Genomic DNA, 14,569 nt, shown 5'->3' on the forward strand with positions numbered 1-14,569 from the left:
CGTCACCATTGAGTCACACGGTTCGCCGTTCCAACAACAATAAAAGGTCACCGCAGCGCCTGGTCAAGCCAGGTCGCGCGTTTGCGAAGCCGCAAACGCCGCTCTGCCTTGCCCAAGGAATAACAACCATGAAAAAGACTTTCGATTTCATTGTCGTCGGCGGAGGTTCCGCTGGTTGCGTGGCGGCCGGACGGTTGTCCGAAGATCCGGACACCAGCGTCTGCTTGCTGGAAGCGGGAGGGGAGGGACGGTCCAGTCTGGTCCGTATTCCTGCTGCGACAGTGGCCATGGTACCGACCAAGGTGAACAACTGGGCCTTCGACACTGTTGCGCAGGCCGCGCTGCTAGGACGTACGGGGTATCAGCCGCGAGGCAAGACGTTGGGCGGCTCTTCGTCGATCAACGCCATGATTTACGTGCGTGGGCATCAGTGGGATTACGACCATTGGGCTTCTCTGGGCAATCCTGGCTGGGGGTACAAGGACGTCTTGCCGTATTTCCTGCGCAGTGAGCATAACGAGCGCCTTGATGATGCCTGGCACGGCAGAGACGGGCCGCTATGGGTCAGCGATTTGCGCTCCGACAACCCCTTTCAGCAACGTTTTCTGGAGGCTGCCCGCGAGACCGGGTTGCCGCTCAACGACGACTTTAATGGGGCAGAGCAGGAGGGGGTCGGTGCCTATCAAGTCACGCAAAAACATGGCGAGCGCTACAGTGCGGCACGCGCTTATCTGCTGCCCCACATTGGCGTGCGCGATAACCTGAGCGTTGAAACCCGCGCCCAAGTGCAACGCATTCTGTTCGAAGGTACTCGTGCTGTGGGTGTGGAGGTGTTGCAACACGGACAGGTTTACGTCCTTCGAGCTCGGCGTGAAGTGATCCTTGCCGCAGGTGCGTTCCAGACCCCGCAGTTATTGATGCTCTCCGGCGTGGGGCCGAAGGTGGAGTTGCAGCGCCATGGCATCCCGTTGTTGCACGAACTGCCGGGGGTCGGGCAAAACCTGCAGGATCATCCGGATTTTGTCTTCGTCTACAAGACAAACAGCCTCGACGCCATGGGCGTTTCCCTGGGCGGCTGCCTGAAAATATTGAAGGAGATCTGGAGATTTCGCCAAGAGCGTCGCGGCATGCTCACCTCTAACTTCGCTGAAGGGGGAGCGTTTCTCAAAACCTGCGACACATTAGACAAACCGGATATCCAATTGCATTTTGTCGTTGCCCCGGTCGAAGACCATGCGCGTACCTTGCGCATGGGGCACGGGTTATCGTGCCACGTCTGTCTATTACGCCCGCGTAGTCGCGGCAGCGTTACGTTGGCGAGTAACGATCCACAAGCGGCACCGCTGATCGATCCGGCGTTTCTGAAAGATCCGCAGGATCTCGAAGACATGGTCGCGGCATTCAAACTCACCCGTCGTCTGATGCAGGCTCCTTCACTGGCCAAGTGGATCACACGGACCCTGTACACCGAAGGGGTCGAAACCGATGAGCAGATTCGCACTCTGCTGCGTGAGCGCACCGATAGCGTCTATCACCCCGTGGGCACGTGCCGAATGGGCGATGATCCATTGGCCGTGGTCGACGCTCAACTGCGCGTACACGGCTTGCAAGCTCTGCGCATCGTCGACGCATCAATTATGCCGACCCTGATTGGCGGCAACACCAATGCGCCTACGATCATGATCGCCGAGAAGGCCGTGGACTTGATTCGTGGTCTCCCGCAGACGCATTCGTCCGCCCGTTTCGAAAACGCCGTCGCTGCTAAAGAGGTGCCTCATGTCACAGCCTGAAGCGCAAGTCGATAATCAAGCGGACAAGCCCCTGAGCGCCATTATCATCGGTACGGGGTTTGCCGGCATAGGTATGGCCGTGGCCCTTCAAAAGGCAGGGGTGAAGGACTTTCTGATCCTGGAGAAGAAACTCGATGTTGGCGGCGTCTGGAGGGACAACAGTTACCCCGGTTCCGCGTGTGATGTGCCTTCGCACTTGTACTCGTTCTCGTTCGAACCGAACCCGGAATGGAGCCGGGTGTTCGCACCCCAGGCCGAAATTCATGCCTATCTGCGTCGTTGCACAGAGAAGTACGGGTTGCATCCCTCCATTCGTTTTGGCGTTGAAGTGTTGTCCGCTGAATTCGATGAAGCCAACTCGCTCTGGCGTGTGATTCTAAAAGACGGCCAGGTGCTGAGTGCTTCCCTGTTGATCAGTGGTACCGGCCAGCTCAGCCGTCCGGCATTCCCCGCGCTGTCGGGTATGGAGCGCTTCAAGGGCCATGTGTTCCATTCAGCGACCTGGGACCATGATTATCCGTTGGCCGGTAAGCGGGTGGCGGTGGTCGGTACCGGTGCGTCGGCGATTCAGTTCGTACCGGCGATTGCCGCAACTGTCGGGCACCTGAAAGTCTTCCAGCGTTCGCCGGCGCACCTGATGCCACGGCCGGACCGCGCCTACTCCGAAAGGGAAAAGTCGCTTTTTCTCAGAATGCCGGGGTTTATGCGCGCCTACCGCGCTCTAATCTATCTGCGCTACGAATCACGCGCGCTGGCCTTCACCCGTTTCAAAGGCCTGATGAAGTGGGCGGTGGGGGTCCCGTTTCGTCGATTACTGGCCGAGCAAGTGCGCGATCCGTCGTTGCGACAGAAGTTGACGCCGGATTATCCGTACGGCTGCAAACGTATTCTACTGTCCAGCGAGTACTTCAAGACCATGAGCCGGTCCAATGTGGAACTGGTGACGCAGGGAATTGCGCGGGTCAACGAGAGCGGTATTGAGACCGTTGACGGTGAGCGACATGAGGTGGACGCGATCATCTACGGCACCGGTTTTGCGGCAACCAAGTTCCTGGCGCCGATGCGTATCGTCGGACGTGGGGGGGTGGACCTGAACTATGCCTGGCGCAATGGTACGCGTGCCTATCTTGGGTTGACTGTGCCCGAGTTTCCGAACTTCTTCATGTTGTACGGACCGAACACCAATTTGGGGCACAACTCAATCGTTTATATGCTGGAGAGTCAGATTTCTCATGTCATGCGTTGCTGGCGTATGCTCAAGGACACGGGTGCCAATACTGTCGAAGTTGATTCGAGCGTGTATCAACGCTTCCACAGGCGTACTCAGCAGCGCCTGGCCGCTACGGTATGGAGCGGCTGCAAAAGCTGGTACGTCGATGCCTCCGGTAATAACAGCACTAACTGGCCGGGTTTCACACTCAGCTATCGCGGGTTAACTCGTTTTTCAGGCTTGCACACCTATCGTTTCAGCCGTCCGTTCGACGGTGGTTCGACCATAGCAGCCCCCACGGGGCTAAAGGAAAAGCTGAGTGCTGGGTTCTTAAGGCTGTTTTTGCGCACCACATTCCGTTCACTGATCGGTCCGGGCTTGAGCGCTGCGGCGCAGCGTAAAGTGGTGCGCGTGTTGTCGGCATTGATGCCGGGTACGCAAGGTGTGTTTCAGTATCGTCAATTGGTCAATAACGTACCGGTGCAAGTAGTTGCTCCTAAGCAAGGCGAAAACGGTGGGGTGATCCTGTATTTGCACGGTGGGGCGTTTTGTGTGGGGTCGCCGCATACTCACTGGAGCATTACAAGCCGTCTTGCCAGGAGCTCGGGTATGTCGGTGTGGGTGGTTGATTATCGATTGGCACCGGAGAATCCGTGTCCTGCGGGGCTCGATGATGCGTTGCTCTGCTACGAGGCGCTGAGGGCTCAGGGCTATACACCCTCACGGATTTTCCTGGCGGGTGATTCAGCCGGAGCTTCGTTGGCGCTGTGCCTGGCGCTAAAACTACGCGACATATACGTTCGCTTTGCCGGCGCGCTGTTATTGATGTCGCCGATGGTCGACCCACGTCTTAGCGGCACCTCTATGTTCTCGCGCAAAAAGCAAGATCCGATGATCAGTCGAGGCTGGCTGGAGCAGGGGTTGAGGTGGTATGCCGGTGAGCTGATGGAGCAGCCGCTGCAGGTCAGCCTGAAAGGGCTACCGCCGATGATGGTTCAGGTCGGCGACGATGAGTTGCTGCTGTCCGACTCCACTCGCTTAGCCGAGCACGCCATCTGTAGCGGAGTCGATTGTCGTGTGGAGATCTACATGACGCGGTGGCACGTCTTTCAATTGCAAGCGTTCTACCTGCGTTCAGCGGCAAATGCGCTACAGGCCATAGGCAGTTTTGCGCAGGGGCAACTGCCCCGCTCAGGAGAGCAGCAATGAAACCCTACGTGCTCAACGGCCGCGTGGTGGCTATCACGGGCGGTGCCGGCGGCCTTGGGTTGGCTCTGGCCAAGGCGCTTCGCGCCAAAGGCGCCCGGATCGCGCTGCTTGACCTCGATGGCGCGGTTGTAGATGAGAAGGCTCGTGAGCTGGGCGGAACCGATGTCGCAGCTGGCTGGCAAGCAGATGTCTGTTCTCTGGATAGCGTCGAAACAGCCATGGCTTCGGTCGTTCAGCATTTTGGCGGAATCGATGTGGTGATTGCCGGCGCAGGCATCTACGTCGTCGACTCCATGGCCACTATGGAACCTCGTCTATTCGAGCGCCACACCGACATCAACCTCAATGGTGTCTTCCGTACGTTCCGTGCGGTGCTGCCTTACGTGAAGGAGCGTAAGGGCTATCTCATGGCGATCTCATCAATGGCTGCATTCATCCATGGCCCGCTCAGCGGTCACTATGCGGCTAGCAAGGCGGGGGTCTGGGCGCTGTGCGACAGTGTCCGACTTGAGGTACGTCATCTTGGGGTCGGCGTAGGATGCGTGCACCCGACATTTTTCAGGACCCCAATGATGGATGCTGTACAAGCTGATCCAGTCGGGAACAAGGTCTGGGGCGGAAACGAGAGGGGGCTATGGAAAATGATTGGACTCGATGATGTCATCGTCAGCATCGTCAAGGGTATCGAGCGTCGTTGTGACACTGTGATTATTCCCAAGCGCAATACTTTAGTTGCATGGTTGCCAGGCATATTTCGCCGTGTGGTCGAAGCAGTCGGCTTCAAGGATGCGGATATTGTCGAGACCATCCGACTCGCCCAGCAAGCACGCGGCGGAAAATAGGAAAGCTTAATTTCCTCTTGACCCCAACCAATATCTTGATACCAATGACTGCTGATGGCCGGTTAGCGACGGCCTGACTTCGACCGTCGCTATGCATGATCAAACCTCAGTCTGTTCCGCCATCTCCAGGGCGTCATCGACCTCAATACCCAGATATCGAACAGTGCTCTCCAGCTTCGTATGGCCGAGCAGCAACTGAACCGCCCGTAGGTTCTTCGTTCTGCGATAGATTAGTGATGCCTTCGTACGTCTCATTGTGTGAGTGCCATACATGGCTGGATCAAGGCCTACGGCTTTCACCCAGCCTTTGACGATACGAGCGTATTGACGAGTGGATAGATGGTCTGAGGTATGTAGCCGGCTAGGAAAAAGGCAGTCCTCGCTGCGAAGTTGTGCCTGATGTATCCAGGCCACGAGAGCTGACCGTGTTTGCTCAGTGATCTCAAACTGCACTGGTCGCTGCGTTTTCTGCTGCATCACCATGGCTCGTGATGATACGTGCTCGCCATGGGCGACATCACGCACGCGGAGCTTGGTTAAGTCGCAGGCTCCAAGCTTACTGTCGATGGCCAGATCGAAGAGAGCCAGATCCCGGGTTCTTTTCGCAATTTGAAGCCTTACTCGGATGGCCCAGATATCTCTCAGTCGGAGTGGGGCTTTCTGCCCGACTAGTTTTCCTTTGTTCCAGGGCTGACGGCCGCAGGTAGCGATGATGTTCATGACAAGTCCTCCACGTGTGGAAAGACAAGGATGGCTAATCAGAGCGACGGTCGCTAACCGGCCAAAAGCGGTCATTCATCCAAGTACCGTTTTCGGCCAAAAGCTGACGTCACCCAAGCCGCTTCCGCTAACGTCGGACGGTCAGCCTGGGTGGCCGCGCTAACAAATGGTTATATGATCTGCCTACTAAATGAGAGCCGATTCAGGCCTATGCTTCTTCAACAACCACCTGTATGAAAAGAGCACGGCACGATGATAAATGATTCAGATTTGGCCGAAATGATTCCTTCCGCGCTAACAGGTGTAACTGTCGGGATCGGTTCGCAGATCCTGCTTTTTGGCGATATGGCTAGCGTGTTAATTCAGTGCCCATTCGCTTGTGATATCAATAGGGTATGCAAGTGGGGGCATGGTGAAGATGCTGCCACAAGCCCTTTACTTTTCGACTTTCTAAACCACGATGTAGAAGCTTTTTCAATTGATAGTTTTGGGGTTTTCACCATCACCTTCAGTACGCAAATGATCTTGCAAATCCATCCTGAGAAAAATGGATTGGAGTCTTATGTCGTGAGTACGCGGCACGATATATTTCCCATCTTGGTGTGGTAGCCAGGAACGCGATGGCTATACGACGCGAGCCCCGGCCTCCGCTCTGACTCTGGTTGCTGACACCTGTGGGTCGTCAGCTGCCGGTAGAGATAGGCTGCAACCGACCCTGTGCTGTCGCTTGTACCCCATGCACCACTTGAGCAGTGAAGGAGTCCCTATATGAAAAAGCCCCCCTTGTACCTCTTTGCCAAGGTGCGGTGCATTTGTGAGTATCGCCCCAGTGTTACGGCTATCGTGCTGTTTGGTCTCGAGGTTGAGGGTGAGGACGAACCACCGGTTTATATGGAGATTCGCTTCATTGATTACACCAGCCAGCAGATTGAAGGGGACCATCTGATGCTTTCGCTGGAGGAGGCACTTGAGTACGCTCAAGCTGATTACGGTATCCACCAGACTGATTGGCGTGCGATGAACCAAGAGGAAATTGATCGGATTACATGGTAGCTAGAGCAGCTACCGGGCCTGTTCCTGACTCGGCGTTAAAAGACGAGTGAGAACCGCAACTGATCAAGAGGAGCCCCTTCCGATGATCGCTCGCAAGACGTTGCAGCCCTCAAGGCCTCAGAAGGAATCCGTTTCGGACATTGTAGAGTTCGGTAATTTGACTGCTCGCCTGCCGCTATGAGTCGAATGCCAGATCGCAGCTCGACGTTGCACTTAAAGCTGTCAAGGTTGCCTAATGCCCTAGGCAGCGTCCGATCCGAAACTGCCATTGCGTCTTTTACACGCCGAGACCAGAACGGCTTGGGCTTGGATTCGTTCGAACCTTTCGTGGATGGTTCAGTGCAGAATTTGCGCGATGGTTTGCGCGACAAAAGCCGACCATGCAAAGAGATTCTCCGACGCTTGTTCGCTCTCGCTGAGCCAGTACGTCCTGGCACCCATAAAATATCCCCTGACATTGATCCGTAAGTGGCAGCCATCGGCTAGGCGTGAATCACACGCCCTTCAGTTAACATCGATGCCAGGATAAAGATCCGCAGGTGGGTGGTAATCGGGATCTTCAAAACGACTATTGTTGTAATGCATTTTGGCAGTAGGCCCCTCGCCTTCGTACGTCACCTCAGAATTGGGAGTCAGATGCCATCCGGTCCCATCTTTGTCGCGTTCGATCAGCGACGGATACAACGTACATGTCCCGCCCGAACCGGATGTCAGCATGAATTGGTAATAGCGTCCGGCTTGGAGCGTGAAGCAGTAACGAGTGCGTGTCCCGTGGATACGCCAGCGGCTAAATCTGTGTCTCGTGCCCAAGAAGCCTCGCAATAACCGTACATATTTCTGGAAACTGTACAAATCCCTCGCGGTCGAGAAAATGTCCCCCACCACTAACGACTTCTTGCTCGGCTTTGAGGTTGCGGGACAGTTCGATAGATGCTGCCGGCTCAACAATTGAATCGTTGTCGGAAAACAGCGAGATGATTTTCTGTGTACGACGGCAAACTTCCGCGTGGTCCAGCGGTGCATCTGTGAAGGCGTGTAGCTCTGGCAACGTAGACACCGTTCTATCGAAGCCGGAGACCAGCAAGACTCCGCCAGTTAGGGTGTGTGCGGGTAAGGACAACAAGTGCCGTAGAGCAGCGATGCATCCAAGACTATGCCCTATGAGGATCGTGTTTGTGTCAGCTGCTGGCAGTGATTGCTGCAACGCCAATGCCCATTTTATTGGATCAGGATTGAACGAATCAGGCATAGCTGGAATGCTAACTTGCGCGCCTTGCTCCCGTAGCACCTCCGCCAACCACGGAAACCAGTTCACATTGGGCGAGGCAGTATAACCATGCACAATTACAACGTGTTTACCGTCATAGCGGTTCGATGTTCTGTTGGCTGCATGCATATTGGGTATCAGAGATCAGCGGATTGATCGGTCGCTGATACTACACTTTCTGCTTTCGGCCGGCGAGGATGTCACAGCTGATAAATTGAGCGATCTGGATGATTCCCTGCAACGCGTGTCGTGGTATGCGTCCAATCGCGGCCATCGGCAATGCGGTTGTAATCTAGGGCTGATGGCAATTCGTGGCCGTCAATGACCACGACTCGTGCTGGTCACTCCGTTGAAAATGGCTGGTCAAATGCGATGCAAACGAGTGGTCAAGTGAGGGCCAATTTCGCATGAGTGACACAAGGCCTGATTTCGGCAAACTCGCCCTGCCGCAAGAAGCGATGCAGTCGTGTTTTTTGCGGCACAGGCGGCAATGGCAATGGATCACTGATTTGGATGTGGCGGATGGCTCCTAGGTGACGTCTGCGCATAAGCAGCTTCCTTGGTATACCGTTGTCGTACGCTTTTCCGATCATGCGAAAATGTCAGCGTAACCCTCCACTTAAGTCAGTCGACCTACCTGTAAAGATCCTAACAAACCAAACCGTCGAGGGCGTGGGTGGCTCACAATCACACTGCGATTTATCGGGCTGGCGAGTTGGAGGGCTGATGGGGTTTTCGCGAGCAAGCTCGCGCCTACAGGCGTGAGATGTCGGGGGGACGTATGCATAGCGCCAGGTCAGCGCCTTTCCAGCCAGGCAAGCCTGAGCATTTCATGTGCCCCGGTCGGTTACGAGGCACATGGTAGCTCCCTTCAGCCACCGATATCCTGAGGCAACGCCAAGTAGAACGATAAGGCACCAAAATATACTGGCGAGCGTCTGCTTCTGGCCGAAGCACCGCCTCCGATCAGGCTTGTTTGACGCCGTTGGGTAACATCAGCAGGCAAGCATCAGCAACGGCATGGGCAAACGGGGCGAAGTCCTCGGTATTAGCGGCGATGATGTTATCAGTCGCGCCATGGACGCCCGCATAAATGAGCAATGCCACAACGTTCGGATGTTCTGGCGCCCAATTGCCGGCCAGCTTGCCCCCTTCAATAATCGCAAGCAATTGCTCGAGAATAGCGTTCTTCGAGCCGTTGGCACGATCATGATGGTGGTGGTTCACGTAGACGATATCGTGGATACGATATGTCTTGACGTAGGTTTCGATGTTGGCGTGAATCCAGGCGCGAAGACGCTCTTCCCAGTCATCGGCAGCGCAGCGCGCCATTGCATTGTCCAGGCTGAGCATGAAGCGCTCGGTATAGCGCACGGCCAGAGCGTCAAGCATTTCGTTCTTGGAAGAAAAGTAGTGATAAAACGTGCCCTTGGCCACTTGAGCTGACTCAACGATCTCGTTGATCGTGGTGGCCTCGACCCCCTGAGCTAGAAAAAGCTTCTCGGCTGCCGCCATCAGTTCATCCAGACGTACTTCGGCGGGTTTGGTCCGGGGCTTGGGAGCACGTTCTGTCGCCGGAGCTTTTACGGGGGCTTTGGTTTTCATCGTCTCGTTTCAAACAATTCGTCAAAGGAAATCAGTGTAAAGGAGGGAACCAATCGAGGTGGGAAAAAGTTGGAATGATCCATTGACCGACGGTCAGTCGGCAAATATCATGAGGCATGAACATTGATCGCTCCGCCTCAGATAACCCGGTCACCCGCCGCTTTCCCCGCATAGCGGCGCTATGTGCAGCCTACCTCGGCACGTTTCTCGCTACGCTGGATATCAGCGTCGTGAACGTGGCACTACCGACACTGCAAGACGCGTTGCAAACGGATATTTCCGGTCTTCAATGGGTCGTCAATGCATACACGATCTGTTTGTCAGCCTTCATGCTGTCTTCGGGGCCAATCGCCGATCGTTATGGGCATAAGCGGGCCTGGCTGGCAGGTGTAGGGGTGTTTACTGTCGGCTCAGCAGTTTGCGCTATGGCATCCAACCTGGATTTACTGCTGTTCGGGAGGGCGGTGCAGGGAGTCGCCGGTGCGCTTCTGATCCCGGGTGCCCTGCCAATTCTCAGCCATGCATTTCCAGACGCTGAAGAGCGTGCTCACGTCATTGGTGGCTGGTCGGCGTTCAGCGCATTGGCGCTTATCCTGGGGCCATTGCTGGGTGGCTTGTTGCTCCATGGCATAGGTTGGCAGAGTATTTTTGTTATCAACCTGCCTCTTGGGATGATTGCCATAGGCCTGGGCATCTGGGGGATCAGGGAGCACAAACAGCAAGCGCGCACAGCGCTGGATCCGGCAGGGCAAGTGCTCAGCGTCGTGTGTCTTGCCAGCCTGACTTATGGGCTCATCAGTATCGGCCAGCCGGGCTTGAACTCTTTGATACCCATAGCGGCGCTGGCAGTTGCCCTGGTGGTGTTTATTTTGTTTATGTTTGTAGAGCGGTGTGTAGATCGACCGTTATTGCCACTTTCGCTGTTTCGCAGGCGTTCGTTTGCCGTGGTCAACCTGGCCTCTTTTACCCTGGGTTTTTCGTACTACAGCTGCCTGTTCTTCTTCTCGATCTATTTACAGACGATTCAAGGCTTGTCAGTGGTTGAAACGGGTTGGCGAATGATGCCGCAGTTTCTGGTCACCGGCTGCGTGTCGATTTTGTACGGGCGCTTGAGCGCAGTGATGACATCGCGAAGACTTCTGGTGGCCGGTTATGGCGTGACGGCGCTGGCGATGTCTACCATGGTGACCTTCACAGCACATACCCCTTATTGGATTGTGGGCACCCTGTTCGGGCTTCTGGGGCTCGGAGCCGGTCTCGCAGTACCTGCCACCAGCATGGCGGTTATGACCGCCGCACCGATTGATCGTATGGGGGTGGCCTCTACCACGATGAACGCGTTGCGTCAGATGGGCATGACAATCGGCGTCGCCTTTTTGGGCACGCTCATGAGCAGCGAGGCGTCACGAGTGCTAGCTGCCGCGCTGCGTGATCAAGGGGTAGCCAAAGCGCCTGAGATTGCGCGGTATGTGATTGCTCATGGTGTGGCATCAAGTGACTCGCTGATTGTTTCTACACTTTTTGTTCCCGCGATGGAGCACGGGTTTCATGTGGCAATGATGGTTTCCGGGCTCGCCTGTGCACTGGTGGCCCTGATGCTGTTAATCACCTCTTTTGAGGCCGACACCTTGCCATCGCCCCCACCGAAACACACAGATGGCGGCTGACTTTGCTTCAGAGTGGAGCCAGCCTTGAAATTCACCTGCAGTTCTGTGGTCTGTACAACAATCCCGTAAAGGACTGTTTTATGTCTATTCGCCGTACCCTCTGTTTCCTGACGCTGCCGTTGTTCGCAGGTTGCCAGTATTTGCCCCACACCAACTACTTCACCGCGCCCGAAAACGAGCCCAATCCTGCCTGGGTACGTATCGTCGACTACACGCAACATGCCGAAGTTTACCAATACGAAAACGGTAAACGTTCGGGCGGCGCTGTTCGCACCGGCCTCCTGCCGTTCACCCATACACAAGACGTGGGCATGCCCAAGGCAGGGCAAGACCTCACATGGGACTATTACGAAACGCGGATCCGACCCGGTATCGAAACGCAGGTGGATCTTTTCTGGGAGGGGTCACGCACTCGCTCCTGCCACATCTCGACGAAGTTTACTCCCCAAGCCGGACTCTATTACCAGTTCAGGCTGACATCCGGCTCATCAGGCAGCTGTAGGGTGTACGCATCGCTGATTGAGCGCGACACAGAAGGAAACGGTTGGCATCTCACGCCAAATCCGCAGGTGACCTACAACGGTGATGGACCGACGGCCCAAACCTATTACCAGAACAGTAGGTTTGAGGACCCCGATTATCATCCACCTGAAGCTCTGTATCCGGGGATGGACATTTACTAGACAGGTGCACGACTACAAGGAATCGTTAATTGGCTAGCGCGAAATACTTCCGAACGCTCGGCGAGCGAGCCTCAGAAGATGTGTTCGCATGGGCGGCATTTGTCGCGCAAACAGAATTCCAGTGGAAAGACACAGCGTCAGTCCAGGACGCCGTCGCCTGGCAGCGTATTTGGTTCGAGCTTGAAATACTCAACGGGCTTGCGTTGGCGCATTGGGAGGATGAGGGAAAGCCTATTAACTGGTCGAGCCGCTGGAATACCGACTATCGACAAGAAGCGGCGGCCCTGGCGAATGACTTGCTGGAGCTTTTGTGCGATGCAGAATCATCTGGAGGCTGAACCATCACGCTGGTCTCACGCAAAGAGCCCAGAAGTCGGATTGCGGCGAACAACGACCCGACGGTCAGCTCAATAGGCATCTAAACCGCTCTTCAGGGAGTTTCTCTGCAAAAATCGCGTCGGCTTTCAGCAGCACACCCTCAAATATGCCAGCTTATCCATCCCCATCCGCGCGCTTGTGCAATAGAGCATTTTATAAACCGCTCACACCGTATTGTTCCTCACTGCGTTGATGCTCTTTTGGCTGATACTGCGCGTAGAGGTTGTAGAGTGATCACGGGATGACTGCTTCTGGCCGATTTCTGCCTGTCGCGACCGGCTGAAACCGACCCAAAGCTGACGGTGGACTTAGGCAGAGATCGGCCAGCAGCTGCCAGCCGCATGCGTCTTGAAAAGTAGCGGCGCTTCACTCCTTCCACATTTAATTATCTTCGCTGTGCATCTAGTGAATGGGTTGATCCGTATGTGCTCTTGAGGGCTCGAGTGCGATGAGTATCCGAGATTATCAAGCGATGCAGTGCGATGAGTGGTTAGGCATTTCATGATCCGAACCGTCATCTCTGCCAAGGACAGCTACGATCATGATACGACCACAGTTAGGTACTGCCATGAACGCCAAGGATGACGCTCATTTTTTGGACCGCCTATTGCGCGGAGAACAAGACGCATATCGTGATTTGGTGTGCACGCATCAGGGAGCCATGAAGGCCATAGCTTATGGAGTCGTGGGGCGGCACCATGCAGATGACGTAGTGCAAGAGGCATGGCTTGCGATTGTGAAAGGCATAGGCAAATTTCAGAGACGATCTAGCTTAAGAACCTGGATGATGGCCGTCACGTCCAATACGGCGAAGTGCCGATATAAAGCTCGGCGAAGTGAGTCGAATTGTATTCCATGTACCTCGTGGATTGAGGGAGGAGGCGTTTTAGTCGTAGGTGATTATTCCTACACTCCTTCCGTGATATCGCATGAAGATAGCCCTGAAGCACTTCTGAGCGAATCCGAGCTATATGCTCGCATCAACATTGCTCTCGAGACTCTACCGGAATTGCAGAGAAGCGTATTGATATTGAGGGAGCGCTCTGGGTTGGATCTAAACGAAATTTCTACGCTTCTTGGGATATCGCTGACTAACGTAAGAGTGCTATTGCACCGAGCTCGTTTAAAGGTTTTTTCTGCAATAGCGAAGTACCAGTCCGCTCTTGATATGTGAGCATTAGGAGGATTTTTCCAACGGTCTGGATGGCTGATTGAATAGCCCCTGTTTCTGTAGACACCTGATGACCGCTTTTGGCCGATTTCTGCCCTTCGTGAACGGCAGCTTTGGACCGGTCAGGCTCGGCCAGCGGACTGGTCAAATCCGATGCAAACGACTGGTCAAGTCGAATGCAAATGGGTGGTCAAGTCCATGCAATTACTCAGCGCGGTCGCTAGCCTGGGCCGGCACCCCATTGAAAGCGGCCAAAGGCTTGCGGGGGATGGAGGCATTCTTCATTCCAGATTTGATTCCCTGCCCTCAGAGTCATGAACGGTGAATACCGTTGCATCCCGGCTCATTCATCCCAACTTACTCGCCTCCGACAATTTATTCCTACCGCTGACCTTGCGCGTCCAGAGGACATCCTAGTGGTGGATGTTTGTGGTGACCAGATCAGGGCCATCATTGATTGGATCACGCGGGCGGTGGCCCTCGAGGCAGGAATAGCAAACGATGGGTGCCTGACGGAAACCATCGTTTGAATTTGACTGGAGATTAATGTGCCAGCCAAGACTCAACAGTTTTTGAGCCGTGTTCAGCTTTCCACTGCTTCAGCGTTTTGTGATTGCCGCCCTTGGTTTCGACGACTTCACCGGTTGTAGGATTCTTGTAGATTTTCACTTGGCGTGGCTTGCGTGCACCAGACTTTGTCTCTGAGGCAGGGACACGACGACTGGCCTGAGGATCAAGCAGGTTGATTATGTCTCTCAAGCTATACCCGTACTTGGCAAGCAGGGCCCGCAGCTTCGTTTCGAATTCGATTTCTTGTTTGAGGCCGGCGTCTCCTTTCAAAGCCTCAAGCGCGTGCAACTGCTCCGCCAGGTGTTTTTCAAGCTGACGAAATTCTGCGAGTTTGGACATGAAAATCTCCGTTTCGGTGGTTGCTAACGCCACATTAAAGGTAAGGTTCAGAGGCAGCTTATATG

The 14,569-nt window shown here is 55.0% G+C and carries 13 protein-coding genes; 9 read left to right on the forward strand and 4 right to left on the reverse strand.

Annotated elements, in window-relative coordinates; genetic code table 11:
• Positions 1–128 precede the first annotated feature (128 nt).
• The 3 genes from ACKZ62_RS11400 to ACKZ62_RS11410 are packed head-to-tail and all read left to right on the forward strand — an operon-like array spanning position 129 to position 5,051.
• The gene (locus ACKZ62_RS11400; RefSeq protein WP_003192627.1) at positions 129–1,790 is read left to right on the forward strand and encodes a GMC family oxidoreductase; all 1,662 of its coding nucleotides are present in this window, start codon (positions 129–131) and stop codon (positions 1,788–1,790) included.
• A complete protein-coding gene (locus ACKZ62_RS11405) occupies positions 1,777–4,209 on the forward strand; it encodes a flavin-containing monooxygenase (RefSeq protein WP_447096681.1) in 2,433 nt (810 codons plus the stop codon). The genes ACKZ62_RS11400 and ACKZ62_RS11405 overlap by 14 nt, the downstream gene beginning before the upstream one ends.
• Entirely contained in the window at positions 4,206–5,051 is an 846-nt protein-coding gene (locus tag ACKZ62_RS11410) for an SDR family NAD(P)-dependent oxidoreductase (RefSeq protein ID WP_015371099.1), read from the forward strand. The genes ACKZ62_RS11405 and ACKZ62_RS11410 overlap by 4 nt, the downstream gene beginning before the upstream one ends.
• Before the next feature lie 99 nt (positions 5,052–5,150).
• Here ACKZ62_RS11410 and ACKZ62_RS11415 read toward each other — a convergent pair whose 3' ends face one another.
• Entirely contained in the window at positions 5,151–5,771 is a 621-nt protein-coding gene (locus tag ACKZ62_RS11415) for a tyrosine-type recombinase/integrase (protein ID WP_447096682.1), read from the reverse strand.
• Between the two features lie 252 nt (positions 5,772–6,023).
• Between ACKZ62_RS11415 and ACKZ62_RS11420 the strand changes: the two genes are divergently transcribed.
• Both ACKZ62_RS11420 and ACKZ62_RS11425 read left to right on the forward strand, forming a co-directional pair.
• Positions 6,024–6,380 carry a hypothetical protein gene (locus tag ACKZ62_RS11420; RefSeq protein WP_003192646.1) on the forward strand — a complete coding sequence of 119 codons (357 nt, stop codon included), beginning with the start codon at positions 6,024–6,026 and terminating at the stop codon, positions 6,378–6,380.
• A 159-nt stretch (positions 6,381–6,539) separates the two neighbouring features.
• Positions 6,540–6,824 carry a hypothetical protein gene (locus ACKZ62_RS11425; RefSeq protein WP_032900782.1) on the forward strand — a complete coding sequence of 95 codons (285 nt, stop codon included), beginning with the start codon at positions 6,540–6,542 and terminating at the stop codon, positions 6,822–6,824.
• Positions 6,825–7,611: 787 nt separating this feature from the next.
• On the opposite strand, the gene ACKZ62_RS11430 is transcribed toward ACKZ62_RS11425, so the two are convergent.
• Entirely contained in the window at positions 7,612–8,220 is a 609-nt protein-coding gene (locus tag ACKZ62_RS11430; RefSeq protein ID WP_003192641.1) for an RBBP9/YdeN family alpha/beta hydrolase, read from the reverse strand.
• An 837-nt stretch (positions 8,221–9,057) separates the two neighbouring features.
• Positions 9,058–9,696 (reverse strand): TetR/AcrR family transcriptional regulator, encoded by a 639-nt coding sequence (locus ACKZ62_RS11435; RefSeq protein ID WP_003192639.1) that lies wholly within the window; start codon positions 9,694–9,696, stop codon positions 9,058–9,060.
• Between the two features lie 116 nt (positions 9,697–9,812).
• On the opposite strand from ACKZ62_RS11435, the gene ACKZ62_RS11440 reads away from it, so the two are divergent.
• The 4 genes from ACKZ62_RS11440 to ACKZ62_RS11455 all read left to right on the forward strand — a co-directional run bounded on the left by ACKZ62_RS11440 (position 9,813) and on the right by ACKZ62_RS11455 (position 13,598).
• Positions 9,813–11,363 (forward strand): MFS transporter, encoded by a 1,551-nt coding sequence (locus tag ACKZ62_RS11440; RefSeq protein WP_015885950.1) that lies wholly within the window; start codon positions 9,813–9,815, stop codon positions 11,361–11,363.
• An 80-nt stretch (positions 11,364–11,443) separates the two neighbouring features.
• Positions 11,444–12,046 (forward strand): hypothetical protein, encoded by a 603-nt coding sequence (locus tag ACKZ62_RS11445; RefSeq protein ID WP_003192635.1) that lies wholly within the window; start codon positions 11,444–11,446, stop codon positions 12,044–12,046.
• A gap of 29 nt (positions 12,047–12,075) precedes the next feature.
• Positions 12,076–12,384 carry a hypothetical protein gene (locus ACKZ62_RS11450; protein ID WP_015885952.1) on the forward strand — a complete coding sequence of 103 codons (309 nt, stop codon included), beginning with the start codon at positions 12,076–12,078 and terminating at the stop codon, positions 12,382–12,384.
• 608 nt (positions 12,385–12,992) lie between these two features.
• Positions 12,993–13,598, forward strand: a complete 606-nt coding sequence (locus tag ACKZ62_RS11455) for an RNA polymerase sigma factor (protein ID WP_447096683.1) — start codon at positions 12,993–12,995, stop codon at positions 13,596–13,598.
• Between the two features lie 540 nt (positions 13,599–14,138).
• Here ACKZ62_RS11455 and ACKZ62_RS11460 read toward each other — a convergent pair.
• Entirely contained in the window at positions 14,139–14,504 is a 366-nt protein-coding gene (locus tag ACKZ62_RS11460; RefSeq protein ID WP_447096684.1) for a histone-like nucleoid-structuring protein, MvaT/MvaU family, read from the reverse strand.
• Positions 14,505–14,569: the final 65 nt, after the last annotated feature.

The organism is Pseudomonas sivasensis, from assembly GCF_052938085.1.